Source organism: Mycolicibacterium sp. lyk4-40-TYG-92, assembly GCF_030209435.1.
Classification (GTDB): Bacteria; Actinomycetota; Actinomycetes; order Mycobacteriales; family Mycobacteriaceae; genus Mycobacterium.
In genome coordinates this window covers 101,553-127,224 of sequence record NZ_JARVRX010000019.1, presented here as the reverse complement: position 1 = coordinate 127,224, position 25,672 = coordinate 101,553, and the positions used below count along the sequence as shown (strand labels likewise).

Genomic DNA, 25,672 nt, shown 5'->3' with positions numbered 1-25,672 from the left:
GGCTACTCCAACCGCATCGCCGACCTGGCCGCACTGGTCGGCAAATCGCTGTAGATAGCACGTGAGAGAAAGACAGGTATGAGCATCAAGACCCTCGATGAGCTGTTGGCCGAAGGCGTAGAGGGGCGGGGCGTCCTGGTCCGCTCCGACCTGAACGTCCCGTTCGACGAGAACGGCAACATCACCGACCCGGGCCGGATCATCGCCTCTGTCCCGACGCTGGCCGCGCTGGCCGATGCCGGCGCCAAGGTCGTCATCACGGCGCACCTGGGCCGGCCCAAGGGCGGCCCGGACCCCAAGTTCTCGCTCGCGCCGGTCGCCGCCGCACTCGGAGAGAAGCTGGGCCGGCACGTCCAGCTGGCCGGCGACGTCGTCGGCACCGATGCGCTCGCCCGCGCCGAGGGTCTGACCGATGGCGACGTGTTGCTGCTGGAGAACATCCGCTTCGACCCGCGTGAGACCAGCAAGGACGACGCCGAGCGCGCCGCGCTGGCCCGCGAGCTGGCGGCTCTCGTCGAGGGTCCCGACGGTTCACCCGGTGCGTTCGTCTCCGACGGCTTCGGGGTGGTGCACCGCAAGCAGGCGTCGGTGTACGACGTGGCGAAAATCCTGCCGCACTACGCCGGCACGTTGGTGGACGCCGAGGTCAAGGTGCTCGAGCAGCTGACCAGCTCGACCGAACGGCCGTATGCCGTAGTCCTCGGCGGCTCCAAGGTCTCCGACAAGCTCGCGGTCATCGAGAACCTCGCCACCAAGGCCGACAGCCTGATCATCGGCGGTGGCATGTGCTTCACCTTCCTTGCGGCCCAAGGGCTTTCGGTCGGTACCTCGCTGTTGCAGGAAGAGATGATCGACACCTGTAAGCGCCTGCTGGACACCTACGCCGACGTCATCCACCTCCCGGTCGACATCGTGGTGGCCGACAAGTTCGCCGCCGACGCCGAACCGGAGACCGTGGCCTCCGACCGCATCCCGGACGGCAAGATGGGTCTGGACATCGGCCCGGAGTCGGTCAAGCGCTTCACCGCGCTACTGTCCAACGCCAAGACGGTGTTCTGGAACGGCCCGATGGGTGTCTTCGAATTCCCCGCGTTCGCCGACGGCACCAAGGGCGTCGCCGAGGCCATCATCACGGCCACGTCAAAGGGCGCGTTCAGCGTCGTGGGTGGCGGCGACTCGGCTGCCGCCGTGCGTCAGCTCGAACTGGCGGAGGACGGCTTCTCCCACATCTCGACCGGTGGCGGCGCGTCGCTGGAGTACCTCGAGGGCAAGACCCTCCCCGGCATCGACGTGCTGGGGTCGTAGATCATGGCACGTAAGCCGCTGATCGCCGGCAACTGGAAGATGAACCTCAACCATTTCGAGGCCATCGCGCTGGTACAGAAAATCGCCTTCGCCTTGCCGGACAAGTACTTCGCGAAGGTCGACGTCACCGTCCTGCCGCCGTTCACCGACCTGCGCAGCGTGCAGACCCTCGTTGACGGCGACAAGCTCCTGCTCACCTACGGTGCGCAGGACCTGTCCCAGCACGACTCGGGCGCCTACACCGGTGAGGTGAGCGGGGCGTTCCTGGCCAAGCTGGGCTGCACGTTCGTCGTCGTCGGGCACTCCGAGCGCCGGACCTACCACCACGAGGACGACGCCCTCGTCGCCGCCAAGGCCAAGGCCGCGCTCAAGCACGGCCTCACCCCGATCGTGTGCATCGGCGAGGGACTCGACGTCCGCGAGGCCGGTAACCATGTCGAGCACTGCACCGGCCAGCTGCAGGGCTCGCTGGCCGGGCTCTCGGCCGACGAGATCAGCCGCGTCGTCATCGCCTACGAACCCGTCTGGGCCATCGGCACGGGCCGGGTCGCCAGCGCCGCCGACGCCCAGGAGGTGTGCGCCGCAATCCGCTCGACCCTGGCCGAGCTGGCGTCGCCCGAGATCGCCGCGACGGTCCGCGTGCTCTACGGCGGCTCGGTCAACGCCAAGAACGTCGGCGAGCTGGTAGCGAAGCCCGACATCGACGGCGCACTGGTCGGCGGTGCATCACTGGACGGCGAGCAGTTCGCGACGCTGTCGGCGATCGCGGCAGGTGGGCCGCTGCCTTAAGGCCGCGCGGGCACCCGGTAAGCTGTGGGTCATGATTTTGGCCCTGCAGATCACGTTGATCGTCACCAGCGTGTTGGTTGTGTTGCTGGTGTTGCTCCACCGGGCCAAGGGCGGCGGTCTGTCGACGCTGTTCGGCGGCGGTGTGCAGTCCAGTCTGTCGGGCTCCACGGTGGTCGAGAAGAACCTCGACCGGCTGACTTACTTCATCACCGGCATCTGGCTGGTGTCGATCATCGGCATCGCGCTGCAGATCAAGTACGGCGCCTAGCTTCAGACTTTCCGAACCGGCCACGCCTGTCAGGGCGTGGCCGGTTCTGTTTGTCTGACAGCAAGTACCCAGCGTTCGCTGTGCCGGCGCTTATGCCGATGACAGGGCGCGCATAGCGCCGGTACCTACGCTCGCCTCGTGGTGCATCTTCTTCGTATCGGTGCGGGCGCGGCGGTACTGCTCTGCGTGGCGGGTGGCGTGGCGAGCGCCGATCCGCTCCCGGTCGCCGACGTCCGGCAGGCCGTCAACACCGAAGATGGCTGGCGCCTTGGGGTTTCGCTCACTCAGATGACCGTCAACTCGGTGCCCAACATGGCTGCGACGGCCTTCACTCGGGAAGGTTTCGTCACCGGCCGGGCCGAGGCGACCATCGACGGCAGCGGCTCGTCAGCGGTCAACAACGGGACGCTGATCGTGGGTCTGCAGCTGGGCTGCCAGGTCGATCTCAGTGAGGGCGCCAGCGTCGGTGGCGACGCCGACATCGGCATCAACCCTGGCTTCAGCGGAAACGTGCTGAATGCCATCGGTCCCTACGCCGATCTGGAAGGCAATGTCTCGGTGAACCTGCTGCCGGGCACGATCACCAACGTGGTGCTGGGCAAGAAGATACTGAAGGGCCGTACCGGCGGCATCACCGTGCACGACGCGCACGTCAAGGTCGACGCCTGCGGTGGGGCGGTGGCCATCCGGTTCTTCTCTACCGTGACCATCGACACCGACAAGAACGACGACAGCGTGAACGCCTATGGGGACATTCTGCAGCTATGAGTGGCGTACGAATGCCGGTGAGATCCGGGGCCGCTGCGGTCGGCGTTGTGGCACTGACGGTATCGGTCTGGCTCACGGTTTCCCCACCCGCCGCCCGTGCCGACTGCACCGGTGCGGGCGACTTCGGCGCCGGATCGGGTTGCGCGCCGCCGGGTGGCGGCAGTTCGTCGGCCAAGGCCTGGCCGCCGACGTCGGTGGATTGGCCGCCGAACGTCGACTCGGACAGTGGCGCTGGGAGCGGCGACGGCGGCGATGTGAAGCCAATTGTGTTGCCCGACGGGCAGAAACCCTCGGCCACGACGTCGCGTACGAGCGCCCCGGCCACGCCCACCACGCCCACCACGTCGTCGACGCCGATCGTCCCGCTAGGTCCGCCGTGATCGCGCCACACCGCCTGCCCTGCGCGAGCGGCGTCCGCCGTCGATACTTGGGTGATGGCAGACGTTCCGCACGCTCCTGACAGCACACTGCTACCGATCGGATCGGTTCAGCGCACCGAACTGGGCCGTGAGGCCACCGAACCGATGCGCGAAGACATCCGGTTGCTCGGCGCCATTCTCGGTGACACGGTGCGCGAGCAGAACGGCGACGCCGTCTTCGACCTGGTGGAACGGGCGCGCGTGGAATCGTTCCGGGTGCGTCGCTCCGAGATCGACCGGGCGGAGCTCGCAGCCTTGTTCTCCGGCATCGACATTCATCAGGCGATCCCGGTGATCCGGGCATTCACGCATTTCGCGCTGTTGGCCAACGTCGCCGAGGACATCCACCGCGAACGGCGCCGCGCCGTGCACGTGGCCGCGGGTGAGCCGCCGCAGGACAGCAGCCTGGCCGCGACGTACCGCAAGCTCGACGAAGCCGGGGGACTGGACGGCGCGGCCGTCGCCGATGCGCTGCGCGGCGCGCTGGTCGCGCCGGTGATCACGGCCCATCCCACCGAAACCCGGCGGCGCACCATCTTCGACACCCAGAACCGGATCACCGACCTGATGCGGCTGCGGTTGCACGGGCACAGCGTGACGCGCGACGGCCGCGACATCGAGACCGAGCTGCGCCGGCACATCCTGACCCTGTGGCAGACGGCCCTGATCCGCTTGTCGCGGTTGAAGATTCAAGACGAGATCGCCACCGGGCTGCGCTATTACCCGGCTGCGTTCTTCGACGTCATCCCGCGGGTCAACGCGGAGGTGCGCGGCGCGCTCCAGGCCCGCTGGCCGGGTGAGCCGCTGCTGGAGACACCGATCCTGCGGCCCGGTTCGTGGATCGGTGGTGACCGCGACGGCAACCCCAACGTCACGGCCGACGTGGTGCGCCTGGCCACCGGCAGTGCGGCCTACACCGCATTCGACCGGTACTTCGGCGAACTCCTTGCGCTGGAACATGAATTGTCGATGTCGGCACGACTGGTCCGGGTCAGCGACGCGCTGCAGGCGCTCGCCGACCAGCATCCCGAACCGGCGCACGCCGACGAACCGTACCGCCAGGCGCTCCATGTGATCCGCGGGCGCCTGACGGCCACCGCGGGCGAGATACTCGACCGGCAACCCGAGCACGAGCTGGACCTCGGCCTGCCGCAATACCCAACGCCGGCCGAGTTGCTGGCCGACCTGGATGTCATCGACGCGTCGTTGCGTGCGGGCGGCACCAGTGTGCTGGCCGACGATCGGCTGGCCCGGTTGCGAGAGTCGGTGCGTGTCTTCGGTTTCCACCTCTGCGGACTGGATCTTCGGCAGAACTCCGAAGTGCACGAGCAGGTGGTGGCCGAGCTGCTGGCGTGGGCCGGTGTGCACCCCGACTACGCGTCTCTGCCGGAAGACGAGCGGGTCGCCGTCCTGGTCGCGGAGCTGTCCACGCGCCGGCCGTTGGTGGGGCGCGACGCCCAGCTGTCGGAGCTGGCGCGCAAGGAACTGGACATCGTGGCCGCGGCGGCCCGCGCGGTCGAGGTCTTCGGGCCGCAGGCCGTGCCCAACTACATCATCTCGATGTGTCAGTCGGTGTCCGATCTCCTCGAGGCCGGGGTGCTGCTCAAAGAAGCCGGCCTGCTCGATGCCGCCGGGCCCGAGCCGTACAGCCCGGTCGGCATCGTGCCGCTGTTCGAGACCATCGACGACCTGCAACGCGGATCTGCGATTCTGGAAGCGGCCCTTGCCATTCCGCTGTACCGGTCCATCGTCACCGCCCGGGACGATCATCAGGAGGTCATGCTCGGCTACTCCGACTCCAACAAGGACGGTGGCTACCTGGCGGCCAACTGGGCGCTGTATCGGGCCGAGCTCGACCTCGTGGAATCGGCCCGCAAGACCGGAATCCGGTTGCGGCTCTTCCATGGCCGGGGCGGCACCGTCGGCCGCGGCGGTGGCCCGAGCTACGACGCGATTCTCGCGCAGCCGCCCGGCGCGGTCAGGGGTTCACTGCGGATCACCGAGCAGGGTGAGGTGATCGCCGCCAAGTACGCCGAACCGCACGCCGCACATCGCAATCTGGAGACGCTGCTGGCCGCGACCCTCGAGTCGACCCTGCTCGACGTTGAAGGGCTCGGCGACGCCGCGGCACCCGCCTACGACGTCCTGGACGACCTCGCCGCCCGCGCGCAACGGGCCTACAGCGAATTGGTGCACGAGACACCGGGGTTCGTCGAGTACTTCAAGGCGTCGACACCCGTCAGCGAGATCGGCGCGCTCAACATCGGCAGCCGCCCGACGTCCCGCAAGCCGACCACTTCGATCGCCGACCTGCGGGCCATCCCGTGGGTGCTGGCCTGGAGTCAGTCGCGCGTCATGCTGCCGGGCTGGTATGGCACCGGGACCGCGTTCGAGGAGTTCATCGACAACACCGACGGCGGCCTCGAAGTATTGCAGGACCTGTACGCGAAGTGGCCGTTCTTCCGGACCGTGCTGTCGAACATGGCGCAGGTGCTCGCCAAGTCGGATCTCGGCCTGGCGGCAAGGTATTCGGAGCTCGTGGACGACGAGGCGCTGCGCCACCGGGTGTTCGACAAGATCGCCGCCGAACATGAGCGCACCATCCGGATGCACGCCCTGATCACCGGACAGGACGACCTGCTGGCCGACAACGCGGCCCTCGCGCGGTCGGTGTTCAACCGGTTCCCGTACCTGGAGCCGCTGAACCACCTCCAGGTCGAGCTGCTGCGCCGCTACCGCTCAGGTGACGAAGACGAACTCGTCCAACGGGGCATCCTCCTGACCATGAGTGGGCTGGCCACCGCACTGCGCAACAGCGGGTAGCTGACTCACGCTGCGCGGTCGGCCAGTGTCACCGCGATGGATCCGTCGACCATTTTCGCCTCGATCACGATGCGTGCGGTCGGTGTGGTGCGGCCCCGCAGTACGCACTCGGCCGTCGGTGCGATGAGATGGGTCCGGATGGTTCTGCGCAACCCGCGGGCACCGTAGATCGGGTCGAATCCACAGTCCTGCAGGAACTGCACCACGGTTTCGTCGACACGGAGTTCGACGGATTCGCGGGCCAGTCGCGCGGTGAACAACTCCACTTCGCGCCCGGTGACCTGCCGGGCCGTCGAGGTGCTGAAGGGCTCCATGATGACGGTTTCGTCGATCCGGTTGAAGAACTCCGGGTCGAAGAACTCCTCGACCGCGGCGGTCACCAGTGCGTGCATGTGGGTCGCCGGATCCATTGGCGCCGTGCCGAATACCCTCGGTCGGCGCCACCGGGACGACCACCGGTTTGCGCGCTGGGCCGTGGCGACGGCCGTGGAACCCAAGTTGGACGTCATGAAGACATAACTGTTGCGGAAGCAGATGCGTTCACGCCCGTTCGCGAGTCTGAGTTGGCCGCTGTCGAGCACGTGCAGCAGTGCACGGATCACCGTGGGGTCCGCTTTCTCGACTTCGTCGAAGAGCACGATGCCGGGCGTGTACGGATCGCCTTCGATCTTGTTCTTGTCGAACAGGGTGAAGGATTCTTTGCTTCCGGCGTATCCCGGTGGTGCCCCGGAGAAGGACGCGGCGTAGTGCTCCTGGGCCAAGGCGGCCATGTCGATTCGGCAGAGGTCGTCGGGCCCGGTGCGGATCTCGGCGGCGACCTGGCGGACCAGTTCGGTCTTGCCGATTCCGGTCGGTCCGACGAGCAGCACGCTGGCCAGAGGGCGGCCGGGATCGGCGATACCCGCATGGGCGATCGACAATGCCCGGGCGACGGCGCTGACGGCGTTCGGTTGACCGAGTATCCGCTGCCCGAGTCGCTCGGCGAAGGCGTCGGGATCGAACCCAGCGACCGATTTCACGGCGACGTCGTTGGTGCTCTGCGGCGTCGCGTTCTGATCGTGAAACATGTCGGTGAGGTAAGGCACGTCGCTCTCTTACGCCTCGACGGTCCGCTCTACGGGCAGGTTTCCCACGCGGCAGTCCGCCACACCGACGGTGTCCCGGGTGATCGATTCGACGACTTCCTGAGCCTTCTGCGCGTCGGTCACCCACAGCTTGTAGAACTCGAACGGGCAATCGGCGACACCCTTGTCGCCGTCGCCGGCCGCGTGCACGCCGGAGTAGCCGCGGTGCAGCAATTTGAACAGGTGGTTCTGCGACTGGTCATTTTGGCGGGCGTCTCGAATCGCCGACAGCGACAGCTGCGCGAACTGGATTCCGTACTCTTCCTCGCCGGTTTCGCCCAGGGTGCGGCCGTCGAACCCGACGATGGCAGAGTGCCCGAAGTAGGAGTACACCCCATCGAAGCCGGCGGCATTGGCCACGGCGACGTAGGTGTTGTTGGCCCATGCCATCGCCTTGGCCATGAGCACCTGCTGCTCCTTGGCGGGATACATGTATCCCTGGCAGCGGACGATCAGCTCCGCGCCCTTCATGGCGCAGTCCCGCCAGATTTCGGGGTAGTTGCCGTCGTCGCAGATGATCAGCGAGATCTTCATCCCCTTCGGACCCCGGGAAACATAGGTGGTGTCTCCGGGGTACCAGCCCTCGATGGGACACCAGGGCAGGATCTTTCGGTACTTCTGCACGATCTCACCGGTGTCGTCGATGAGGACGAGGGTGTTGTACGGCGGCTTGTTCGGATGGTCTTCGTGGCGCTCACCGGTGATGGAGAAGACGCCCCACGTCTTGGCCTTCCGGCACGCCGCGGCGAAGATGTCGGTTTCGTCGCCGGGGATGGAAGCCGCGGTGGCGTACATCTCCTCGGGGTCGTACATGATGCCCTGAGTCGAGTACTCGGGGAACACCACGAGATCCATGCCCGGCAGTCCGGACTTCATTCCCACCACCATGTCCGCGATCTTGCGGGCATTGTCGAGGACTTCATCCCTGGTGTGTAGCCGGGGCATCTTGTAGTTGACGACGGCTACGCCGACGGTGTCCGGGCTCGACGAAATGTCACCATGACGCATGGCGGTTCTCCTCAAAGGGTAAGGGCTCGAAGGGGATACGGCGGCTGAATCACAACTGCGGTGATGTGGGGACCACGTTCGACACCGTGCACGGTCGCCACCTAAAAAGATTCAGATGAAATATATTCAATTGAAAATAAATGCGCGGGGCCGCAGTGTCAACCCGAGCCCTCCACGCCGTCGGAGGTCAAAACGCAGTCAGGGTGGTGAGCACATCGAAGTCGTACCCGTCGGCGACGGCCAGGTGCACCGGCTGCACGGTCGCGTCCGACCGGTAGTGCACGGTGCCCCTCGGACCGTCGTACGAGACACGATCACTGGTCGCTATGTCGGTCAACTGCCCCGAGCGATGAATGAGCCGGGACAGCAATTGCAGCCCCTCGTAACAAGATTCGGCGATACCGCTCAGCGGTGGAGCGGTGGGGCCGTGCACGTCGTGGTAACGGCCTATCAACTCCATCGCGTTGGCCCCCACCATCGAGGAAAAGAAGGAGGCGGCGACGAATAATCCCCGGGTGCCGTCCGCCCCGCTGCCCAGCAACATGCTCTCGTCCATCAACGGGCTGAACCGAAGGAACGAGTCGGCGGCACCGAGTGTGGCGCAGGCGCGGTTGAATTCGACCGCATCCTGGCCCACCAGCAGCATCAACACGGCATCACATTGCGACGCCATGGCCGCCCTGACGGCCTCGGACATGTCCGCGCGGCCCAGGTCCACGAACCGGTGCCCAACGAGGTCGAGACCGAGATCGCGGGCATACTCCCGGACCGCGGCCACCGACGAGCGCGGCCAGACATAGTCGTCGCCGACGATGAACCAGCGCCGCACCCCGGCGTTCTCCCGCAACCAGCGCAACGCCGGCGCGATCTGGCGGTCCGGAGTCTCGCCGCAGCAATAGATGTCGCGGCGACGCTCACCGCCTTCGTAGAGGGCGGGGTACACATAGGGCACCCGGCCCGCGACCACCGGAGCGAGCGCATTGCGTACGGAGGAGATGTGCCACCCGCTGACGGCGTGGATGGCGCCCGCCGTGATGAGTTGATCGATCCGTCGGGCGACGAGCTGCGGGTCGGCCCCGCCGTCGACCACTTCTATCTGCACTTCGCGGCCCAGGACTCCGCCATCGACGTTGAGGTCGTGCGCCGCCAGCTCGCTGATGGCTTCACACGATGGCCCGAAGACGCCGCCCGGACCCTGTAGGGGCACCACCATGGCCACCCGCCATGCCTCGTCGGCAGCGCTACTGGCCTGCGAGTTCATGACCATTACGTCCTTTGCCGCACCGTCCGCGGACCGGCTATCATCATTTTCAATTGAAAGTATTGCGCTACCCGGCCCAACGGGCAACACGTAGGAGTTGGTCATGGCGAGCACGGTGTCCCAGCACGACGTGACCACGTCGATCACCGCCACGCTGCTCCGCGCAGCCCGCAATTTGACCGCCTGCCTGGATGCCGAACTTCAGGAATCGGGGCTCGGCGTCGACCACTGGCTGGCGCTCGACGCCCTGGCCGCCGCTGCCGGACTCACGATGGCAGAACTGCAGGCGCTGACGCCGACCCCTGGACCCACCCTGACCAGGGTGGTCGACCGGCTGGTCGTCCAGGCACTCGCATACCGGGAAGTAGATCAATTCGACCGCCGTAAGGTCCGGGTCTTCCTCAGCGACCGCGGCACCTTGCTTCACGACAGTTTGCGTCGTCGGATCGAGCCCGTCGAAGCGCAGTGGGCGGCGTCCAATCGCCGGCAGCTATCTGACCGACTCGCGTCGCCGCCCCGCGCCACATAGCGGGTTCTTGCAGCGGCGAGAGAACGCTATGTGGCCCAGCCGCGAACTGACTTCAGCACGCCTCGCACGGCGTTCTCGGTCACCGTGATGGGCGACAGCACCGTCTCGGCGACCCCGACAATCGCCTCGACGCGCGTCACGATCGCCTCCATCCGGTCGACCACGCCGAAGATGCGCGGCGCGAGTTCGTCGATCTGGGTGATGGTCTCGTTGAATCGCGACATCGTGGTGTCGAGGTCACCGGTCAGTGTGCTCAGCGTCGCCAGCGTGCCTTCCATGTCGACCAACAGCGAGTCGACCTGGGACACCATGACGTCGGCGTTCAACGCGGCGTCCGTCAATGTTCGGATGCGGCCGCGCACGGGTCGTGAACGACCGTCGCCTTTGTCGACCATGGCTACAGTTTCGCCGCCGCGGCCTCGTCGAGCAACCACACCGTCGCCTCGGTGCCGATCGCGCCGGCCGCTGGAATATCAACGGCTGCAGCGCCACCCACCGCGGCCGCGACCGCGTCGGCCTTCTCGGCGCCGGCGACCACCAGCCACACCTGCCGTGCCCGACGGACCGCGGGCAGCGTCAGCGTGATCCGTCGCGGCGGCGGCTTGGGGGAGTCGGTGACGGCGACGACATACCGCTCGGTCTCGCGGACGGCGTCGGTGTGCGGGAACAGTGAGTTGACGTGACCCTCGCCGCCCATGCCCAACAGATGGACGTCGAATTCCGGTGTCGGCGAACCGTTCCCGGCGACCGCGGCCAGCTCGCGCGCGTAGGCGGCGGCCGCGGCGTCGATGTCGTCACCGAACTCGCCGTCGCTGGCGGCCATCGCGTGCACGTTCTCGGTAGGAATGGCAACGGAATTCAGCAGCGCCTCGCGCGCCTGCTTGATGTTCCGGTCGGCGTCGTCGGCCGGGACGTAGCGGTCGTCGCCCCAGAACAGGTGCACCTTGGCCCAGTCGATCGGATGTCCGCCGACATGCTTGAGCAACTTGATGCCCGTGCCGCCGCCGGTCAGCACGATGTACGCCACGCCGCGGGTCTCGATGGCGCCGTTGATGGCCGCGACGAGGCGGTCGCCCACGGAGGTCACCAAAGCGTCTGCGTCGGAATGCTTTTCGATGATCTGCTCAGACATACACAACCTTGTCCAGGCCCACCAGGGCGCGATGGTAGATCTCGTCGGCATCGAGCCGGCGCATCTCTTCGGCGAGGCAGTCGCGCGCTTCCCGCCGCGCCAACGGAATGTGGGCTTCCGGTCGGCCGGTGCGGGTGAGCGATGCGGTGACACCGGTTTGCGGGCGGCTCAGCGTGATGGTCTCGGTGGGCCGGCTCAGCACGACTTTGAGGTCGCCGACTGCGCGCGTCACCGGCCCGTCGATGCAGGCCGCCAGCCAGCCGGCCAAGATATCCAGGGCCGGTTCGTCTTTCAGGCCCGACACCAGCGCTTCGGTGATCGGTTCATACGGTGCCTGGTCCAGTGCGGCGGCGAGCAGCGCCCGCCAGTACGTCACCCGGCTCCAGGCCAGGTCGGTGTCACCGGATGTGTATCCGGCCAGCCGGCTCTTGATGCACGCCAATGGGTCTTCGCCGTTTGTGGCGTCGGTGATCCGGCGGATCGCCAGCTTGCCCAGCGGATCGGCCGCCGGCACGGCGGGCGCCACATCGGGCCACCAGGTGACCACCGGGGTATCCGGAAGTAGGAATGGCGTCACCACGCTGCTGGCGTGGTTGGCCAGCGGACCCGAGAGACGCAGCACCACAACCTCATTGGCGCCGGCGTCGCGGCCCACCCGGAGTTGGGCGTCCAGGCGGGCCTCGGTGGCCAGCCGGTCACCCGGGATCACCACGATGACGCGGCACGGATGTTCACGGCTGGCGGTATTGGCGGCCTCGATGGCCTCTTCCAGGATGGCCTCGGTGTCGGGCGCCACTACCAGGGTCAGCACCCGCCCGAGCGTGATGGCACCGCCTTCTTCCCGCAGTGCGACGATCTTCTTGTTGATCGCGCCGGTGTTGGTGTCGGGCAGATCCAAGATCATGGCTCGACTCCTCCTCGTTCCGCTCCTCGCTCGTGCCTCGCTGCGATGCTCACTCGTCGTCGCCTTCGCAAATCACGGTCGCCTCCATTCGCGGCCGCTGCGCCGCAGCATCTCGAACGCCGACTCCGGACCCCAGGTACCGGACTCGTATGCCTCGGGCCGGCCACCGGCCTTGTCCTGCGCGGCCCAGTGTTCCAGCGCGGGATCCAGGATCTTCCAGGACAATTCGACTTCGGCGTTGACGGGGAACAGTGACGGTTCGCCGAGCAGGACGTCGAGGATCAGTCGTTCGTAGGCTTCGGGGGAGTCCTCGGCGAACGCCGAACCGTACGAGAAGTCCATGCTGACGTCGCGGACCTCCATGAGGTGCCCCGGCACCTTGGAACCGAACCGCAGAGTGATTCCTTCGTCGGGTTGCACCCGGATCACCAGCGCGTTCTGTCCGAGTTCGTCGGTCATCGTCGCGTCGAACGGCAGGTGCGGGGCCCGCTTGAACACCAACGCGATCTCGGTGACCCTGCGTCCCAACCGTTTTCCGGTCCGCAGGTAGAACGGCACGCCGGCCCAGCGCCGGGTGTCGACCTCGACGGTGATCGCCGCGAAGGTCTCCGTGGTCGACGTCGACGAGAAGCCTTCCTCATCGAGCAGCCCGAGTACCTTCTCGCCACCCTGCCAGCCTGCGGCGTACTGACCGCGTGCCGTGGTCTCGTCCAATGGCTCGGCCAGGTGCGTTGCCGACAGCACCTTGATCTTCTCGGCCTGCAGTTCGTGCGGCGAGAAGTTGACGGGCTCCTCCAGCGCGGTCAGCGCCAGGAGCTGCAGGAGGTGGTTCTGAATGACGTCGCGGGCGGCACCCACGCCGTCGTAGTAACCACCGCGGCCACCGAGTCCGATGTCCTCGGCCATGGTGATCTGCACGCTGTCGACGTAGTGGGCGTTCCACACCGGCTCGAACAACTCGTTGGCGAACCGGAGCGCCAGGATGTTCTGGACGGTTTCCTTGCCCAGGTAGTGGTCGATGCGGAACACCGACGACTCCGGGAAGACGCTGTTGACCACCCCGTTGAGCGCTTCCGCGCTGGCCAGGTCGTGACCGAACGGCTTCTCGATGACCACCCGGCTCCACGATCCGTCGGACTTGTTGGCCAGACCGGAGGTGGACAGCTGCTCGCACACCTGCGGGAACGCGTTCGGCGGAATCGACAGGTAGAACGCATGATTGCCGCCGGTGCCGCGTTCCTCGTCGAGCTTTTGCAACGTGTCGCGCAGGCGCTCGAAGGCGGCGTCGTCATCGAACGTGCCCTGCACGAACCGGAAGCCCTCGGCCAGGCGGTCCCAGACCTCCTGCCGGAACGGCGTCCGCGCGTGCTGCTTGACGGCGTCGTACACGACCTTGCCGAAGTCCTCGTCGGCCCAGTCCCTGCGCGCGAAGCCGACCAAGGCGAACGAGGGCGGCAGGAGTCCCCGGTTGGCGAGGTCGTAGATCGCCGGCATCAGCTTCTTGCGGGCCAGATCGCCCGTGACGCCGAAGATCACCACCGCACACGGGCCGGCGATGCGGGGCATGCGCTTGTCGCGCTTGTCCCGCAGGGGGTTCACCCAATCCGCCGGCCGCTCGCTGCTGCCGTCGCTCATTTCAGTGCGTCGAGTTGACCCTGCGTGGCTTCGAGCAGTTCGCCCCAGGACTTCTCGAACTTCTCCACGCCCTCGACCTCGAGAAGCTCGAACACGTCGTCCAGGTCGATGCCGACGGCAGACAGCTCGTCGAACACGGCCTGCGCCGCGGCAGCCGTGCCGGAGATGGTGTCTCCGGTGATCTGACCGTGGTCGGCGACCGCCTCCAGGGTCTTCTCCGGCATGGTGTTGACCGTGTTGGGGGCGACCAGCTCGGTGACATAGAGCGTGTCCGGGTAGTCCGGGTTCTTCACGCCGGTCGACGCCCACAGCGGACGCTGCACGCGGGCACCCTCGGCCTTGAGGTTGGCGAACTGCGGGCCGCCGAAGACCTGCTCGTAGGCCGCGTAGGCCAGCCGGGCGTTGGCGACGCCGGCCTTGCCGCGCAGACCCAGCGCAGAGCCACCGATCTTTTCCAGCCGCGCGTCGATCTCGGTGTCGACGCGGGACACGAAGAACGAAGCGACAGAATGGATCTTCGACAGGTCGTGGCCGGCTTCCCGGGCCTTTTCGAGTCCCGTCAGGTAGGCCTCCATCACGGCCCGGTGCCGCTCCACCGAGAAGATCAGGGTGACGTTGACCGAGATGCCCTCGGCGATCACCGCGGTGATCGCCGGCAGGCCCGCCAGCGTCGCCGGAATCTTGATCAGCAGGTTCGGCCGGTCGACGATCTTCCACAGCTCGATGGCCTGCAGGATCGTCTTGTCGGTGTCGTGCGCCAGCCGCGGGTCGACCTCGATGGACACCCGGCCGTCGACGCCGCCGGAGGCTTCGTACACCTTGGCCAGCACGTCGCACGCGTTGCGGACGTCATCGGTGGTGACGGTGCGGATGGTGGCGTCCACGTCGGCGCCCCGGGACGCCAGCTCGTGCACCTGCGCGTCGTAGGCCGTGCCCTTCGACAGTGCAGCCTGGAAGATCGACGGGTTGGTGGTGACGCCGACGACGCTGCGGGTATTGATCAGCTCGGTGAGGTTGCCCGACTGCAGCCGCTCCCGCGACAGGTCGTCGAGCCAGACGGAGACACCGGCGGCGCTCAGCGCCGCGAGGTTCGGGTTCTGAGTCATGAGTGTGCTCTTTCTGAATCGGTTGTCAGTTGTCCAACGAGCGTTCTGCTGCGGCGACGACGGCCTCAGCGGTGAAGCCGAACTCCCGGAACAGGGTCTTGTCATCAGCCGATGCGCCGAAGTGCTCGATCGAGACGATCTCGCCGGTGTCACCGACCAGCTTGTGCCAAGGCTGCGCGATGCCGGCCTCGACCGCAACACGTGCCGAGACGTCGGGCGGCAGCACGGTGTCGCGGTACTCCTTCGGCTGCGCCTCGAACCATTCCAGACACGGCATCGACACCACGTAGGCGACGATGTCCTTGTCCGCCAACAGCTTCTGTGCCTCGACGGCAAGCTGCACCTCGGAGCCGGTCGCGATGATGATGACGTCGGCGTCGTCGGCCGGGTTACCGCCACCTAGCACGTAGCCACCGCGGGCCGCGCCCTCGGCGTCGGTGCCCTCGAGGACAGGTACCCCCTGGCGGGTGAGGATGAAACCGGTCGGGTTGTTGCCGTGGGTGCGCTCCAGGATGGTGCGCCACGTGTAGGCGGTCTCGTTCGGGTCGGCGGGACGAACCACCGACAGGTTCGGGATCGCGCGCAGCGCGGCCAGGTGCTCGATCGGCTGGTGCGTCGGGCCGTCCTCACCCAGACCGATCGAGTCGTGGGTCCAGATGTAGATCGGGTCGATGTTCATCAGCGCGGCCAACCGCACCGCCGGACGCATGTAGTCGGCGAACTGCAGGAAGGTGCCCGCGAACGGACGCGTCGGGCCGTGCAGCACGATGCCGTTGAGGATCGAGCCCATGGCGTGTTCGCGGATGCCGAAGTGCAGCACGCGGCCGTACCAGTCGGCGGTGTAGTCCTCGGTCGAGATCGACGGCGGGCCGAACGACTTCACGCCGTTGATGGTCGTGTTGTTGCTGCCCGCGAGATCGGCTGAGCCACCCCACAATTCGGGCAGCTTACCGGCGACGTCGTTGAGCACCTTGCCGAACGCGGCACGCGTCGCGACAGCCTTGCTGCCCGGCTCCCAGTACGTCAGGTCGGCGTCCCAGCCCTCGGGCAGCGTGCCGGCCTCCAGGCGGTCCAGCAGCTTCTTGCGCTCGGGCTCCTTGGCGGCCCAGGCGTCGAACGCGACCTGCCACTCGTCATGCGCCTTCTTGCCGCGGGCAATCAGCTCGCGGGTGTGGTCGATGACCTCGGGCTTCACCTCGAAGCTCTTGTCCGGGTCGAAGCCCAGCACCTTCTTGGTGGCCGCGACCTCGTCGGCGCCCAGCGCCGAGCCGTGCACCCCGCCGGTGTTCATCTTGGTGGGGGCCGGGTAGCCGATGATGGTGCGCACCGAGATGAACGACGGGCGGTCGGTCACCGCGCGTGCGGCGGCCAGAGCCTCTTCGATCGCGACGACGTTCTCGCCACCGTCGACCTCCTGCACGTGCCAGCCGTAGGCGCGGTAGCGGGCGCAGGTGTCCTCGGAGAGCGCGATGTTGGTGTCGTGCTCGATGGAGATCTTGTTGTTGTCCCACAGCACGATGAGGTTGCCGAGCTGCTGGGTACCCGCGAGCGACGACGCCTCGCTGGTCACGCCCTCTTCGATGTCACCGTCCGAGGCGATCACGTAGATGAAGTGGTCGAACGGGCTCTCGCCGGCAGCGGCGTCGGGATCGAACAGCCCGCGCTCATACCGGGAGGCCATCGCCATGCCGACCGCGGAGGCCAGGCCCTGGCCCAACGGGCCGGTGGTGATCTCGACGCCCTTGGTGTGGCCGTACTCGGGGTGGCCCGGGGTCAGCGAGCCCCACGTTCGCAGTGCCTCGATGTCGGCCAGCTCGAGGCCGAAGCCGCCCAGGTACAGCTGCAGGTACAGCGTCAGGCTGGAGTGTCCGCAGGACAGGACGAAGCGGTCGCGCCCGATCCAGTGGGTGTCGGACGGGTCGTGGCGCATCTGCCGCTGGAACAGGGTGTAGGCCAGCGGGGCCAGGCTCATGGCGGTTCCGGGGTGGCCGTTTCCGACCTTCTGAACCGCGTCCGCGGCAAGCACTCGTACGGTGTCGACGGCGGCCGAGTCCAGCTCGGTCCAGTCGTCCGGGTGGCGCGGGCGGGTGAGTTCGGAAATTTCTTCGACTGTGGTCACGGGCGCACTCCTACTGAGGGACGTCTCGGGCTCGGCAAATCGCAAGCGAGCTGCATGACTACCCTAGTGCGCGCTGCTGGTGTGGTGCAGACCGCTTCACCTTTGGCCTGTCCGTGATTGGGTTTCCGTTCACCTGAATGCACCCTGCGGTGTGGAGCACTCAGGTGCGCGGTCTACCATCGTCTGTAGTAGAGGCTGCGCGGCCGTGACTTCCGAGGAGATATCTGCGTGAGCATTCGCGAGCGCCGTTCCGTCCACGGGGCACACGGTTTCGGTCCCGGAGCTGCAGCGTCTGACGAGCACGACGCTGCTTCGGGGACCAAGTCGCCGAACCGGGTTCGGGACACGCTGCTGGCCTACATCGCCCTAACCAAGCCGCGCGTCATCGAACTGCTGCTGGTGACCACCATCCCGGCCATGCTGCTTGCGCACCGCTTCGACGTCGTGGCCAGCCAAGGCCCGATCAAGCCGCTGCTGATCCTCAACACCCTGGTCGGTGGTCTGCTCGCGGCGGCCGGCGCCAACACGCTGAACTGTGTCGCCGACGCCGATATCGACAAGGTGATGAAGCGCACCGCCCGCCGGCCGTTGGCCCGCGCCACGGTTCCGACCCGCAACGCGCTGATATTCGGCCTGATCCTGACCGTCACGTCGTTCGTGTGGCTATGGCGCAGCTCGAATCTGTTGTCGGGGCTCCTGGCCCTGGCGACCATCGCCTTCTACGTCTTCGTCTACACGCTGCTGCTCAAGCGCCGCACCTCGCAGAACGTGGTGTGGGGCGGCGCTGCCGGCTGCATGCCGGTGATGATCGGGTGGTCGGCGGTCACGGGCACCATCCAGTGGCCCGCGCTGGTGATGTTCCTGATCATCTTCTTCTGGACGCCGCCGCACACCTGGGCACTGGCCATGCGCTACAAGGAGGACTACGAGGCAGCCGGCGTGCCGATGCTGCCCGTCGTCGCCACCGAGCGCGAGGTCACCAGGCAGATCCTGATCTACACCTGGGCGACCGTGCTGACGACCCTGGCACTGGCATTCGCCACCGGCTGGCTGTACGCGGCGGTGGCGCTGGTCGCGGGCGCCTGGTTCCTGGTGATGGCACACCAGCTGTACTCGGGCGTGAAGCGCGGCGAGCCGGTGAAGCCGCTGCGCCTGTTCCTGCAGTCGAACAACTACCTCGCCGTGCTGTTCTGCGCGCTCGCGGTCGACTCGGCGCTCGCGCTGCCGGTGGTGTTCGGTCGCTAGGTTGGGTCCATGACCCAATTGGTGAGCCCTGACAACTTCGCCCGCGCCGAATCCGACCTCTACTTCGGCAACATCGTCAAGGGCGGTGGGTTCGGGGCACTGCACCACACCCGTGAACTGAGCCCGATCGACAACCAGTTGGTCATCCGGCAGAACCGCGACACCCTCTACTCGTCAGGTGTCTTCGATCTCGACGCCGGTCCGGTGACCGTGACGCTGCCGGACAGCGGTGGGCGATTCATGGCGCTGCAGATCATCAGCGAAGACCACTACACGACCCAGGTTGTCTACGCGCCGGCGTCGGTGACTCTGACGCGTGACGAGGTGGGGACCCGCTACGTGGCCGTGGCGGTCCGCACGCTGGTCGACCCCAACGACGCCGCCGACCTGGCTGCCGTCCATGCCCTGCAGGACGCCGTCACCGTCGCTCAGGATGCCCTTGGCAGTTTCGAAACGCCGCAGTGGGACCCCGTCAGCCAGAAGACCGTGCGCGACGCACTCATCACCCTGGCCACCACATTGCCGGACACCAAGGGCATGTTCGGCACCGCGGCCGACACGGAGCCGGTGCGGCACCTGATCGGATCGGCCAATGCCTGGGGCGGCAACCCTGAACGTGACGCGCTGTATCTGACCGTGGTGCCGCCGCAGAACGACGGCGCCGCGGTGTACCGGCTCACCGTCAAAGACGTTCCGGTGGATGGCTTCTGGTCGGTGACGGTCTACAACAAGGACGGCTACTTCACCGCCAACGACCAGAACGCCTACTCGCTGAACAACATCACCGCGGTCACGGACGCCGACGGTTCGACGACCATCCAGTTCGGCGGCACGGGCGCGGCCAACCTGCTGCCGATCACCCCGGGCTGGAACTACGCCGTGCGGCTCTACCGCCCGCGGCCCGAGATTCTCGACGGCGCCTGGACGTTCCCGGCTGCAGTGCCGGTTTAAGGCACCAGCACCACCGAGCCGACGGTCAGCCGGGCCTGCAGGTCCGCGTGCGCGCGGGCCGCTTCGGCCAGGGGATAGCGCTGACTCACCGTCACGGTGATGGTGCCGTCCGAGATGGCTTGCAGCAGTTCGCCTGCGCGCCAGGAGAACTCGTCGGTGTTGCGGGTGTAGTGCGCAAGCGTCGGCCGCGTCAGGAACAAGGAGCCGGCGCTGTTGAGCCGCTGCGGGTCAATCGGGGGTACGGGGCCGCTGGAGGCTCCGAAGAGTGCCAGGGTGCCGCGCACCGCGAGGCTGGCCAGGCTGGCCTCGAAAGTGGAGGCGCCGACACCGTCGTACACGGCGGCGACTCCGTTTCCGTCGGTGAGCTCACGGATTCTGGCGCCGAACTCAGCGGGATCCTCGGGGTAGTCCAGAACCTCGATAGCGCCGGCCTGCCGGGATAATTCGGCCTTGTCGCTGTTGGAAACGGTGGTGATGACCCGCACCGCCATGCTGGTGGCCCATTGGGTCAGGATCAGCCCGACACCGCCGGCTCCGGCGTGCAGCAGCACCGTGTCGCCCTGCTGCACCGGGTACGTGGACTTGATCAGGTAGTGCGCCGTCATGCCCTTGAGCAGTGCGGCGGCGGCGACCTCGGGGTCCACGCCGTCCGGGACATAGGCCACGTAATCGGCCGGTGCGACGCAGTATTCGGAGTAGGTGCCGTCCGCGGCAGCGGTCACCACCCGGTCGCCGACGGCCAGCGCTGCAACGCCGTCGCCGACGGCGGTGATGGTGCCGCAGACCTCCTGGCCCGGGATGTAGGGCACCGGACGCGGGTACAACCCGGAGCGGAAGTATGTGTCGATGAAGTTGACGCCGATGGCCTCGGCCTTGATCAGGACCTCGCCTGGTCCCGGTGTGGGCTCGGGGCGTTCGACGTAGGACAGGACTTCCGGACCGCCGAGTTCGGCGACTTCGATGGCATGCATGCCACCTATCATTCCAACGTGAAACTCGCGAGGCCCGATATCCGTCATCCCCGCATCGTTTTGGCTGGTTGCCAGGCTCTCGTCGAAGGCGACGGCGACGACGACGGGTTGGTCAAGGCGTTGCGGGACCGCGGCCTGCATGCGCACTGGCTGGCATGGGACGACCCGGCGACGCTGCAAGCCGATCTCGTGATCCTGCGGGCCGCGTGGGACTACACCGAGCGCCACGACGAGTTCCTGGCCTGGACCACGAAGGTGCGCAACCTGCTGAACGCGCCCGAGGTGGTCGCGTGGAACAGCGACAAGCGCTACCTGGCGGATTTGACGGCGGCCGGGGTGCCGACGGTGCCCAGTGCTTTCTTCGCGCCGGGGGAGTCGGTGACGGTGCCCAGCGGACAGGTCGTGGTCAAACCCGCGGTGGGTGCGGGTTCGGTTGGCGCGCAACGATTCACCGATGCCGGCGCGGCCGCTGCGCATGCTGCCGCGCTACAGGCCGACGGCCGCACCGTGCTCATCCAGCCGTACGACGAACGCATCGAGGCGGGGGAGACCGCGCTGGTGTTTCTGGCGGGCGAGCAGTCGCACGCCTTCGTCAAGGGGCCGATGTTGCCGCCGCCCGGCGGCAGTCTGGAGATGCACGAATCCGGCACCTACGCCGAGGAACAGCTGCAACCGGCCGCCCCGGACTTCGAGCTGTGGGACGTCGGCTACGCGACGCTGGCCGCGGCGGCCGCACATCTGGCCATCGAGCCCACAGAGCTCTTGTACGCCCGCGTGGACATCATCGGTGACCACCGGAACCCACGGTTGCTCGAGCTGGAACTTGTCGAACCGAGCCTGGGTTGGCGGCAACTGGCCGAGTCCGATCGTGCTGTGGCGCAACGGCAATTCGCCGTCGGTGTCGAGTCAGCTCTGGAGCGGCTCGGCCTCGGTCCGCTGTCGCATCGACGCCCATAGCGCCGCGGTGGCCGCGGTGCAGGCGCCGGCGCCTGCCACATGGATGGCAACGAGCACCGCGGGAACGCCGGTGTAGAACTGGACGGCGCCGACCGCGCCCTGCGCGAGCACCAGCCCGGCCAGCACCGCCAGCCGCAGCAGCACGGGCCTGGGGGCGCGCACCGCGAGCAGGGCGAAACCGAGGCCGATCACGAAGCTCAGGTAGGCCACCAGCAGCGACGAGTGCAGGTGCGCCAGATCGGTGATCTCGACCTGCAGGCGCTTGACCGGTTGCTGGGCGCTCTTGTCGCCGGCGTGTGGTCCGGCGCCGGTCACCAGGGTCCCGGTGATCAGCACCGCGGACAGGGTGACAGCGGTCAGGACGGTGAACCAGCGCATTGGCTGCGGTACCACGAGTTGGTCGGTGCCCGAATCAGGTTCGCCGATCTTGACGTAGAGCAGCACTGCCAGCCAGACCATGACCATCGACACCAGCAGGTGGACGGCGACCGTCCACCACAGCAGTCCGGTGCGGACCGTGATGCCACCGATGATCGCCTGCACGACCGTCGAAGCGGGCATCAGCCAGGCGTACATCTGGACTTCGCGGCGGCGGCCGGCGCGGATGACGGCGAGCACCGCCAGGGCGGCCGTCAGCACCACACCGAACGTGAACATCCGGTTGGTGAACTCGACGGCCTGGTGCACCACCGGCACTTCGGCGTGGGGCACCGGCACGAAGCTGCCGGGGAAGCACTGCGGCCAGGTGGGGCAGCCCAGTCCGGACGCGGTGACGCGGACGATGGCCCCGGTGACGGCGATGCCGCCCTGGGTCAGGATGACCAGGAACGCGATGAGCCGCTGGACCCGAAGCGAGGGAATAGGCAGCTTGTCGAGCACGGTCTGATCGTAGGGCAGCGCTAACTACGTGCCGTAGTAGGGGCCGTCAGCTGAACCGGAACCAGCGCAGCGCGGCCAGCCCGGCGAGCACGCCCCACGCGGCCAGCACCGCGATACCGAACCAGTCGACCGACAACGTCATCGCCTGCGTCAGGGCTTCGGTGAGCGCACCGGACGGCGTCAGGCGGGCCACCCAGCGCAGCGCCTCGGGAACCACCCGGTGTTCGATGGTCAGCGCGCCGAGCCCGGCCAGGATGAACCACAGCAGGTTCGCCAAGGCCAGGACGATCTCGGCCTTCAGCGTCCCGCCGAGCAGCAGGCCCAGTGCCGCGAACGAGGCGGTGCCGAGTGCGATGACCAGCGCGCCGAGCAGCAGGCTCAGCGGGCTCGGCCGCCAACCCAGCGCAATGCCGATGCCGCCCAACAGGATTGACTGCAGAAACACCGTGGTGACCACTGCCAGCGACTTGCCGGCGATGATGCCCCAGACCGGCAGCGCGGTGGCGCCGAGGCGTTTCAGCGCGCCGTAGCGCCGGTCGAACGCCACGGCGATGGCCTGGCCGGTGAACGCCGTCGAGATCACCGCCAGCGCCATGATCGGCGGCGTGAACGTCCCCGGGCGGTGGTCGCCCAATGAGCCGATCGGCAGCAGCGTGAGCCCGACCAGCAGCGTGATCGGGATGAACATCGTCAGCAGCAACTGCTCGCCGTTGCGCAGCAGCAGTTTGAGCTCGAGGCCGTACTGTGCCGCCAACATCGCGGGGATCGCGGCGGGCCGCGGGTCCGGGGTAAATGTCCCCGGGGCGAACCGATTGGTCTCGGTCGTCATGACCGCAGCTCCCGTCCGGTCAGGTCGAGGAACACGTCCTCGAGGCTGCGCTGCTCGACGCGCATGTCGGTGGCCAGCACGTTCAGACGCGCGGCCCACGCCGTGACGGTCGCCAGCACCTGCGGGTCGATGTGGCCCTCCACCAGGTATTCGCCGCTGCCGGCCTCGCTGGCGCGATAGCCCTCGGGCAGCGCGGAGACCAGCAGCGACAGATCGAGCTTGGGCGGGGCGGAGAAACGTAACTGGTTCTCGGCGCCACCGCGCATCAGGTCGGCGGGTGTACCGGCGGCGACCGCGGCGCCGTGGTCGATGATCACGATCTGATCGGCCAGTTCCTCGGCCTCGGTCAGCTGATGCGTGGTCAGCACGACGGTGACACCGTCGCGGCGCAGGCCTTCGATCAACTCCCACACCACGATTCGGGCGTGGGCGTCCATCCCGGCGGTGGGCTCGTCGAGGAAGACCAGCTCCGGGCGTCCGACGATGGCGCAGGCCAGCGCCAGGCGCTGCTGCTGCCCGCCGGACAGCCGGCGGTAGGTGGTGCGCGCGGCCTCGGTCAGGCCGAGGGTGTCCATCAGCCACTGCGGGTCGAGCGGATTGGCCGAATACGCCGCGACCAGGTTGAGCATCTCGCCGGCCTTCGCGGCGGGGTAGCCGCCGCCGCCCTGCAGCATCACGCCGATGCGGGCGCGCAGCTTGGCGTTGTCGGCCGTCGGGTCCAGACCCAGGATCGAGATGCTGCCCGAGTCGGGCTTGATGAAGCCTTCGCACATCTCGACGGTGGTGGTCTTGCCGGCCCCGTTGGGTCCGAGCAGGGCCAGCACCTCGGCGCGCTGCACCTCCAGATCCAGGTTGTTCACGGCCTGGATATCGCCGTAGCGCTTGCTGACACCGCGCAGCAATACGGGCGTCTCACCGGAACTCACGGGGATTCAGCGTAAGCGTCGGTCCTGGCAGTGGCGCTACCAGGGGCGTCACCGTTGTCCGATTCCGGCAATCCGCGCCACGGCAGGCGGTTGCGCGTCAGGGCGATCAACAGCAGCACGATGACAGTGCTGGCCAGGGTCGCGTCGAGAATCTGGAACAGCGCGAACCGGTCGCCGTTCGCCGTCGGCCCGAAGACGCCGACGACGAACGTCACCACGATGGTGGTGCCGCGGAAACCCGGGCGGGTGGCCCAGCAGGCCAGCGGGATGATCGCCCAGAGCAGGTACCAGGGCTGCACGACGGGGAACAGCAGCACCGTGGCGCCCATGGCGACGCCGAGGCCGCCGAGCGGGTGGAGCCGGCCCCGTAGCACCGACAGCAGCAGCCAGCTCACCAGCACGCCGATGACGAAGACGCCGATCCCGCGGGTCAGCCCGAGGACCGCGGTGGTGTGGTCGCCCAGGCCCAGCAGGATGCCGACCTGTCCGGTGCCGAGCGCGACCAGCGTCGGCGGCGACATCCAGGACCGCACCACGTTCGCGGTGCCGAGGGTGAACAGCCAGCCGAAGCCCAGGCCGCTGGCCCAGCCGATGAGTGCCATGACCGCGAGCGCGACGGTGCCCAGCGGCACACAGGCCTGGAAGAAGGCCTTGACCGTCCCGCCCAGTCTTCGCGCGAGGGCCATCGCGACGAAACCCAGCGCGAGCAGGGAAGGCAGTTTGATCTGCGACGACAGGGCGATGAGCACCGTGCCGGTGAGCAGCATCGCCAGCGGCCACCACGCCGACCAGTCGTCGCGGTCTCGCGGCCAATGTAGGGGCCGCGGGATGAACGGGCGGCCGGAATCGATGCCGCGCATGGCGAATTCGGTGCCGGCGAGCATCAGGCCGAGCATCGGCGCTTCGTTGTGGATGCCCGCGATGAGATGCATGAAGAGCAGGGGATTACAGGGCCCCAGCCACAGCGCGCTGACCTCGGCGACACCGCAGCGGCGGGCCAGGCGTGGTGTCGCCCACACGGTGGCCGCGACACCGAGCAGCACGACGAGTCGGTGGGAGAGCACGCCGGCGACGATGTTGTCGCCGGTGAGCTCCGAGATGCCGCGCCCGATCCACAGGAACAGCGGTCCGTAAGGCGCCGGTGTTTCTCTCCAGAGGCTCGGCACCGTCAGGGTGAAGACGTGGCCCAGGCCGAGGCCGGTCGCCGGGCCGACACGGTAGGGGTCCAGTCCGATGCTCGCGATCTGGCTCTGTGCCAGATAGGAGTACACGTCCTTGCTGTACATCGGCGGTGCGATCAGCAGTGGCAGCGCCCACAACAGCAGCGTCTGGTCCAGCTGGCTGCGGGACATCCGGCGTTTACCCAGTGTGTAGCGGCCCAGCATCAGCCAGGCCAGCGCCATCATCACGGCGCCGGTGGTGGTCATGGTCAGCGAGACGGTCTGGATGCGCGACGGCAGGTTCAGCAGGCGCACCCCGAACGTCGGGTCCTGCACGACGGGCCGAGCACCGGCGCCGAGCGCGCCGATGGCCATCAGCACCGTGCCGGTGGCTCCGAACAGCCGGGTCCGGCGCAGTGAGGCGACCTCGGACGCGTTGAGCGGGGAGCCGACGGACGGCTCGTCGGCATGCCAATGCGCGACGGCCGTGCTCAGGTGCTGAAGGCGGTCGGGCATCAGAGCAGATTAGCCGTAGGCCTGTGCGGCACCGGCCGACTCGGTGAT

At 67.5% G+C, this 25,672-nt stretch carries 24 protein-coding genes; 10 read left to right on the top strand and 14 right to left on the bottom strand.

Features of this window, described 5'->3' with window-relative positions; genetic code table 11:
• Positions 1 to 78 precede the first annotated feature (78 nt).
• The 6 genes from QRN63_RS24530 (at position 79) to ppc (ending at position 6,372) form a co-directional block, all read left to right on the top strand.
• The gene (locus QRN63_RS24530; RefSeq protein WP_285033537.1) at positions 79 to 1,305 is read left to right on the top strand and encodes a phosphoglycerate kinase; all 1,227 of its coding nucleotides are present in this window, start codon (positions 79 to 81) and stop codon (positions 1,303 to 1,305) included.
• A gap of 3 nt (positions 1,306 to 1,308) precedes the next feature.
• Entirely contained in the window at positions 1,309 to 2,094 is a 786-nt protein-coding gene (tpiA, locus tag QRN63_RS24525) for a triose-phosphate isomerase (protein WP_267317320.1), read from the top strand.
• Positions 2,095 to 2,125: 31 nt separating this feature from the next.
• The gene (gene secG / locus QRN63_RS24520; RefSeq protein ID WP_267317321.1) at positions 2,126 to 2,362 is read left to right on the top strand and encodes a preprotein translocase subunit SecG; all 237 of its coding nucleotides are present in this window, start codon (positions 2,126 to 2,128) and stop codon (positions 2,360 to 2,362) included.
• A gap of 141 nt (positions 2,363 to 2,503) precedes the next feature.
• On the top strand, positions 2,504 to 3,130 hold the full coding sequence (locus QRN63_RS24515; protein WP_502888189.1) for an MspA family porin: 627 nt from the start codon (positions 2,504 to 2,506) through the stop codon (positions 3,128 to 3,130).
• Positions 3,127 to 3,510, top strand: a complete 384-nt coding sequence (locus tag QRN63_RS24510; RefSeq protein ID WP_285033534.1) for a hypothetical protein — start codon at positions 3,127 to 3,129, stop codon at positions 3,508 to 3,510. The genes QRN63_RS24515 and QRN63_RS24510 overlap by 4 nt, the downstream gene beginning before the upstream one ends.
• A 54-nt stretch (positions 3,511 to 3,564) precedes the next feature.
• Positions 3,565 to 6,372 (top strand): phosphoenolpyruvate carboxylase, encoded by a 2,808-nt coding sequence (gene ppc / locus QRN63_RS24505; RefSeq protein WP_285033533.1) that lies wholly within the window; start codon positions 3,565 to 3,567, stop codon positions 6,370 to 6,372.
• Between the two features lie 5 nt (positions 6,373 to 6,377).
• Here ppc and QRN63_RS24500 read toward each other — a convergent pair whose 3' ends face one another.
• The 3 genes from QRN63_RS24500 to QRN63_RS24490 form a co-directional block, all read right to left on the bottom strand.
• Positions 6,378 to 7,457, bottom strand: a complete 1,080-nt coding sequence (locus tag QRN63_RS24500) for an AAA family ATPase (RefSeq protein ID WP_285033532.1) — start codon at positions 7,455 to 7,457, stop codon at positions 6,378 to 6,380.
• Positions 7,458 to 7,466: 9 nt separating this feature from the next.
• Positions 7,467 to 8,504 (bottom strand): aliphatic amidase, encoded by a 1,038-nt coding sequence (locus QRN63_RS24495; RefSeq protein WP_267317326.1) that lies wholly within the window; start codon positions 8,502 to 8,504, stop codon positions 7,467 to 7,469.
• A gap of 187 nt (positions 8,505 to 8,691) precedes the next feature.
• On the bottom strand, positions 8,692 to 9,771 hold the full coding sequence (locus QRN63_RS24490; RefSeq protein WP_285033531.1) for a substrate-binding domain-containing protein: 1,080 nt from the start codon (positions 9,769 to 9,771) through the stop codon (positions 8,692 to 8,694).
• Between the two features lie 97 nt (positions 9,772 to 9,868).
• Between QRN63_RS24490 and QRN63_RS24485 the strand changes: the two genes are divergently transcribed.
• Positions 9,869 to 10,294 (top strand): MarR family winged helix-turn-helix transcriptional regulator, encoded by a 426-nt coding sequence (locus QRN63_RS24485; RefSeq protein ID WP_267317328.1) that lies wholly within the window; start codon positions 9,869 to 9,871, stop codon positions 10,292 to 10,294.
• A gap of 26 nt (positions 10,295 to 10,320) precedes the next feature.
• Here the strand turns inward: QRN63_RS24485 and QRN63_RS24480 are convergent, their stop codons facing one another.
• The 6 genes from QRN63_RS24480 to tkt all read right to left on the bottom strand — a co-directional run bounded on the left by QRN63_RS24480 (position 10,321) and on the right by tkt (position 17,190).
• Positions 10,321 to 10,689 carry an ATPase gene (locus tag QRN63_RS24480; protein WP_267317329.1) on the bottom strand — a complete coding sequence of 123 codons (369 nt, stop codon included), beginning with the start codon at positions 10,687 to 10,689 and terminating at the stop codon, positions 10,321 to 10,323.
• A gap of 2 nt (positions 10,690 to 10,691) precedes the next feature.
• Positions 10,692 to 11,426 (bottom strand): 6-phosphogluconolactonase, encoded by a 735-nt coding sequence (gene pgl, locus QRN63_RS24475; protein WP_285033530.1) that lies wholly within the window; start codon positions 11,424 to 11,426, stop codon positions 10,692 to 10,694.
• Positions 11,419 to 12,330 carry a glucose-6-phosphate dehydrogenase assembly protein OpcA gene (gene opcA, locus QRN63_RS24470; RefSeq protein WP_285033529.1) on the bottom strand — a complete coding sequence of 304 codons (912 nt, stop codon included), beginning with the start codon at positions 12,328 to 12,330 and terminating at the stop codon, positions 11,419 to 11,421. The genes pgl and opcA overlap by 8 nt, the downstream gene beginning before the upstream one ends.
• A 72-nt stretch (positions 12,331 to 12,402) precedes the next feature.
• Entirely contained in the window at positions 12,403 to 13,965 is a 1,563-nt protein-coding gene (zwf, locus tag QRN63_RS24465) for a glucose-6-phosphate dehydrogenase (protein ID WP_285033528.1), read from the bottom strand.
• A complete protein-coding gene (gene tal, locus QRN63_RS24460) occupies positions 13,962 to 15,071 on the bottom strand; it encodes a transaldolase (RefSeq protein WP_285033526.1) in 1,110 nt (369 codons plus the stop codon). Before tal ends, zwf begins: the two co-directional genes overlap by 4 nt.
• 25 nt (positions 15,072 to 15,096) lie before the next feature.
• Positions 15,097 to 17,190, bottom strand: coding sequence for a transketolase (gene tkt / locus QRN63_RS24455; RefSeq protein WP_285033525.1), 2,094 nt, complete (start codon positions 17,188 to 17,190; stop codon positions 15,097 to 15,099).
• A gap of 228 nt (positions 17,191 to 17,418) precedes the next feature.
• On the opposite strand from tkt, the gene QRN63_RS24450 reads away from it, so the two are divergent.
• Both QRN63_RS24450 and QRN63_RS24445 read left to right on the top strand, forming a co-directional pair.
• Positions 17,419 to 18,435 (top strand): heme o synthase, encoded by a 1,017-nt coding sequence (locus QRN63_RS24450; protein WP_267317335.1) that lies wholly within the window; start codon positions 17,419 to 17,421, stop codon positions 18,433 to 18,435.
• A 21-nt stretch (positions 18,436 to 18,456) separates the two neighbouring features.
• Positions 18,457 to 19,386, top strand: a complete 930-nt coding sequence (locus QRN63_RS24445; RefSeq protein ID WP_285033545.1) for a DUF1214 domain-containing protein — start codon at positions 18,457 to 18,459, stop codon at positions 19,384 to 19,386.
• Here the strand turns inward: QRN63_RS24445 and QRN63_RS24440 are convergent.
• Positions 19,383 to 20,357 carry a quinone oxidoreductase family protein gene (locus tag QRN63_RS24440; protein WP_285033524.1) on the bottom strand — a complete coding sequence of 325 codons (975 nt, stop codon included), beginning with the start codon at positions 20,355 to 20,357 and terminating at the stop codon, positions 19,383 to 19,385. The two genes, QRN63_RS24445 and QRN63_RS24440, sit on opposite strands and share 4 nt — an antisense overlap.
• Before the next feature lie 18 nt (positions 20,358 to 20,375).
• Between QRN63_RS24440 and QRN63_RS24435 the strand changes: the two genes are divergently transcribed.
• Positions 20,376 to 21,314 (top strand): ATP-grasp domain-containing protein, encoded by a 939-nt coding sequence (locus QRN63_RS24435; RefSeq protein ID WP_285033523.1) that lies wholly within the window; start codon positions 20,376 to 20,378, stop codon positions 21,312 to 21,314.
• Here the strand turns inward: QRN63_RS24435 and QRN63_RS24430 are convergent.
• From QRN63_RS24430 to mptB, 4 genes are read right to left on the bottom strand one after another with little or no spacing between them, the layout of a single operon-like run.
• Positions 21,264 to 22,193, bottom strand: coding sequence for a COX15/CtaA family protein (locus QRN63_RS24430; RefSeq protein ID WP_285033522.1), 930 nt, complete (start codon positions 22,191 to 22,193; stop codon positions 21,264 to 21,266). The two genes, QRN63_RS24435 and QRN63_RS24430, sit on opposite strands and share 51 nt — an antisense overlap.
• Positions 22,194 to 22,239: 46 nt before the next feature.
• Positions 22,240 to 23,022, bottom strand: a complete 783-nt coding sequence (locus QRN63_RS24425; RefSeq protein WP_267317339.1) for an ABC transporter permease — start codon at positions 23,020 to 23,022, stop codon at positions 22,240 to 22,242.
• Positions 23,019 to 23,948, bottom strand: a complete 930-nt coding sequence (locus QRN63_RS24420) for an ABC transporter ATP-binding protein (RefSeq protein WP_285033520.1) — start codon at positions 23,946 to 23,948, stop codon at positions 23,019 to 23,021. Before QRN63_RS24420 ends, QRN63_RS24425 begins: the two co-directional genes overlap by 4 nt.
• Entirely contained in the window at positions 23,945 to 25,624 is a 1,680-nt protein-coding gene (gene mptB / locus QRN63_RS24415; protein WP_285033519.1) for a polyprenol phosphomannose-dependent alpha 1,6 mannosyltransferase MptB, read from the bottom strand. The genes QRN63_RS24420 and mptB overlap by 4 nt, the downstream gene beginning before the upstream one ends.
• Between the last annotated feature and the right edge of the window lie 48 nt (positions 25,625 to 25,672).

Bases quoted from the DNA above. Each gene is read 5' to 3' on its own strand.
- tpiA (WP_267317320.1), top strand. From the start codon at position 1,309: ATGGCACGTAAGCCGCTGATCGCCGGCAACTGGAAGATGAACCTCAAC.
- secG (WP_267317321.1), top strand. From the start codon at position 2,126: ATGATTTTGGCCCTGCAGATCACGTTGATCGTCACCAGCGTGTTGGTT.
- pgl (WP_285033530.1), bottom strand. From the start codon at position 11,426: ATGTCTGAGCAGATCATCGAAAAGCATTCCGACGCAGACGCTTTGGTG.
- QRN63_RS24490 (WP_285033531.1), bottom strand. From the start codon at position 9,771: ATGGTCATGAACTCGCAGGCCAGTAGCGCTGCCGACGAGGCATGGCGG.
- QRN63_RS24495 (WP_267317326.1), bottom strand. From the start codon at position 8,504: ATGCGTCATGGTGACATTTCGTCGAGCCCGGACACCGTCGGCGTAGCC.
- mptB (WP_285033519.1), bottom strand. From the start codon at position 25,624: ATGCCCGACCGCCTTCAGCACCTGAGCACGGCCGTCGCGCATTGGCAT.
- QRN63_RS24440 (WP_285033524.1), bottom strand. From the start codon at position 20,357: ATGCATGCCATCGAAGTCGCCGAACTCGGCGGTCCGGAAGTCCTGTCC.
- QRN63_RS24530 (WP_285033537.1), top strand. From the start codon at position 79: ATGAGCATCAAGACCCTCGATGAGCTGTTGGCCGAAGGCGTAGAGGGG.
- zwf (WP_285033528.1), bottom strand. From the start codon at position 13,965: ATGAGCGACGGCAGCAGCGAGCGGCCGGCGGATTGGGTGAACCCCCTG.
- ppc (WP_285033533.1), top strand. From the start codon at position 3,565: ATGGCAGACGTTCCGCACGCTCCTGACAGCACACTGCTACCGATCGGA.
- QRN63_RS24485 (WP_267317328.1), top strand. From the start codon at position 9,869: ATGGCGAGCACGGTGTCCCAGCACGACGTGACCACGTCGATCACCGCC.
- QRN63_RS24480 (WP_267317329.1), bottom strand. From the start codon at position 10,689: ATGGTCGACAAAGGCGACGGTCGTTCACGACCCGTGCGCGGCCGCATC.
- QRN63_RS24425 (WP_267317339.1), bottom strand. From the start codon at position 23,022: ATGACGACCGAGACCAATCGGTTCGCCCCGGGGACATTTACCCCGGAC.
- tal (WP_285033526.1), bottom strand. From the start codon at position 15,071: ATGACTCAGAACCCGAACCTCGCGGCGCTGAGCGCCGCCGGTGTCTCC.
- QRN63_RS24510 (WP_285033534.1), top strand. From the start codon at position 3,127: ATGAGTGGCGTACGAATGCCGGTGAGATCCGGGGCCGCTGCGGTCGGC.
- opcA (WP_285033529.1), bottom strand. From the start codon at position 12,330: ATGATCTTGGATCTGCCCGACACCAACACCGGCGCGATCAACAAGAAG.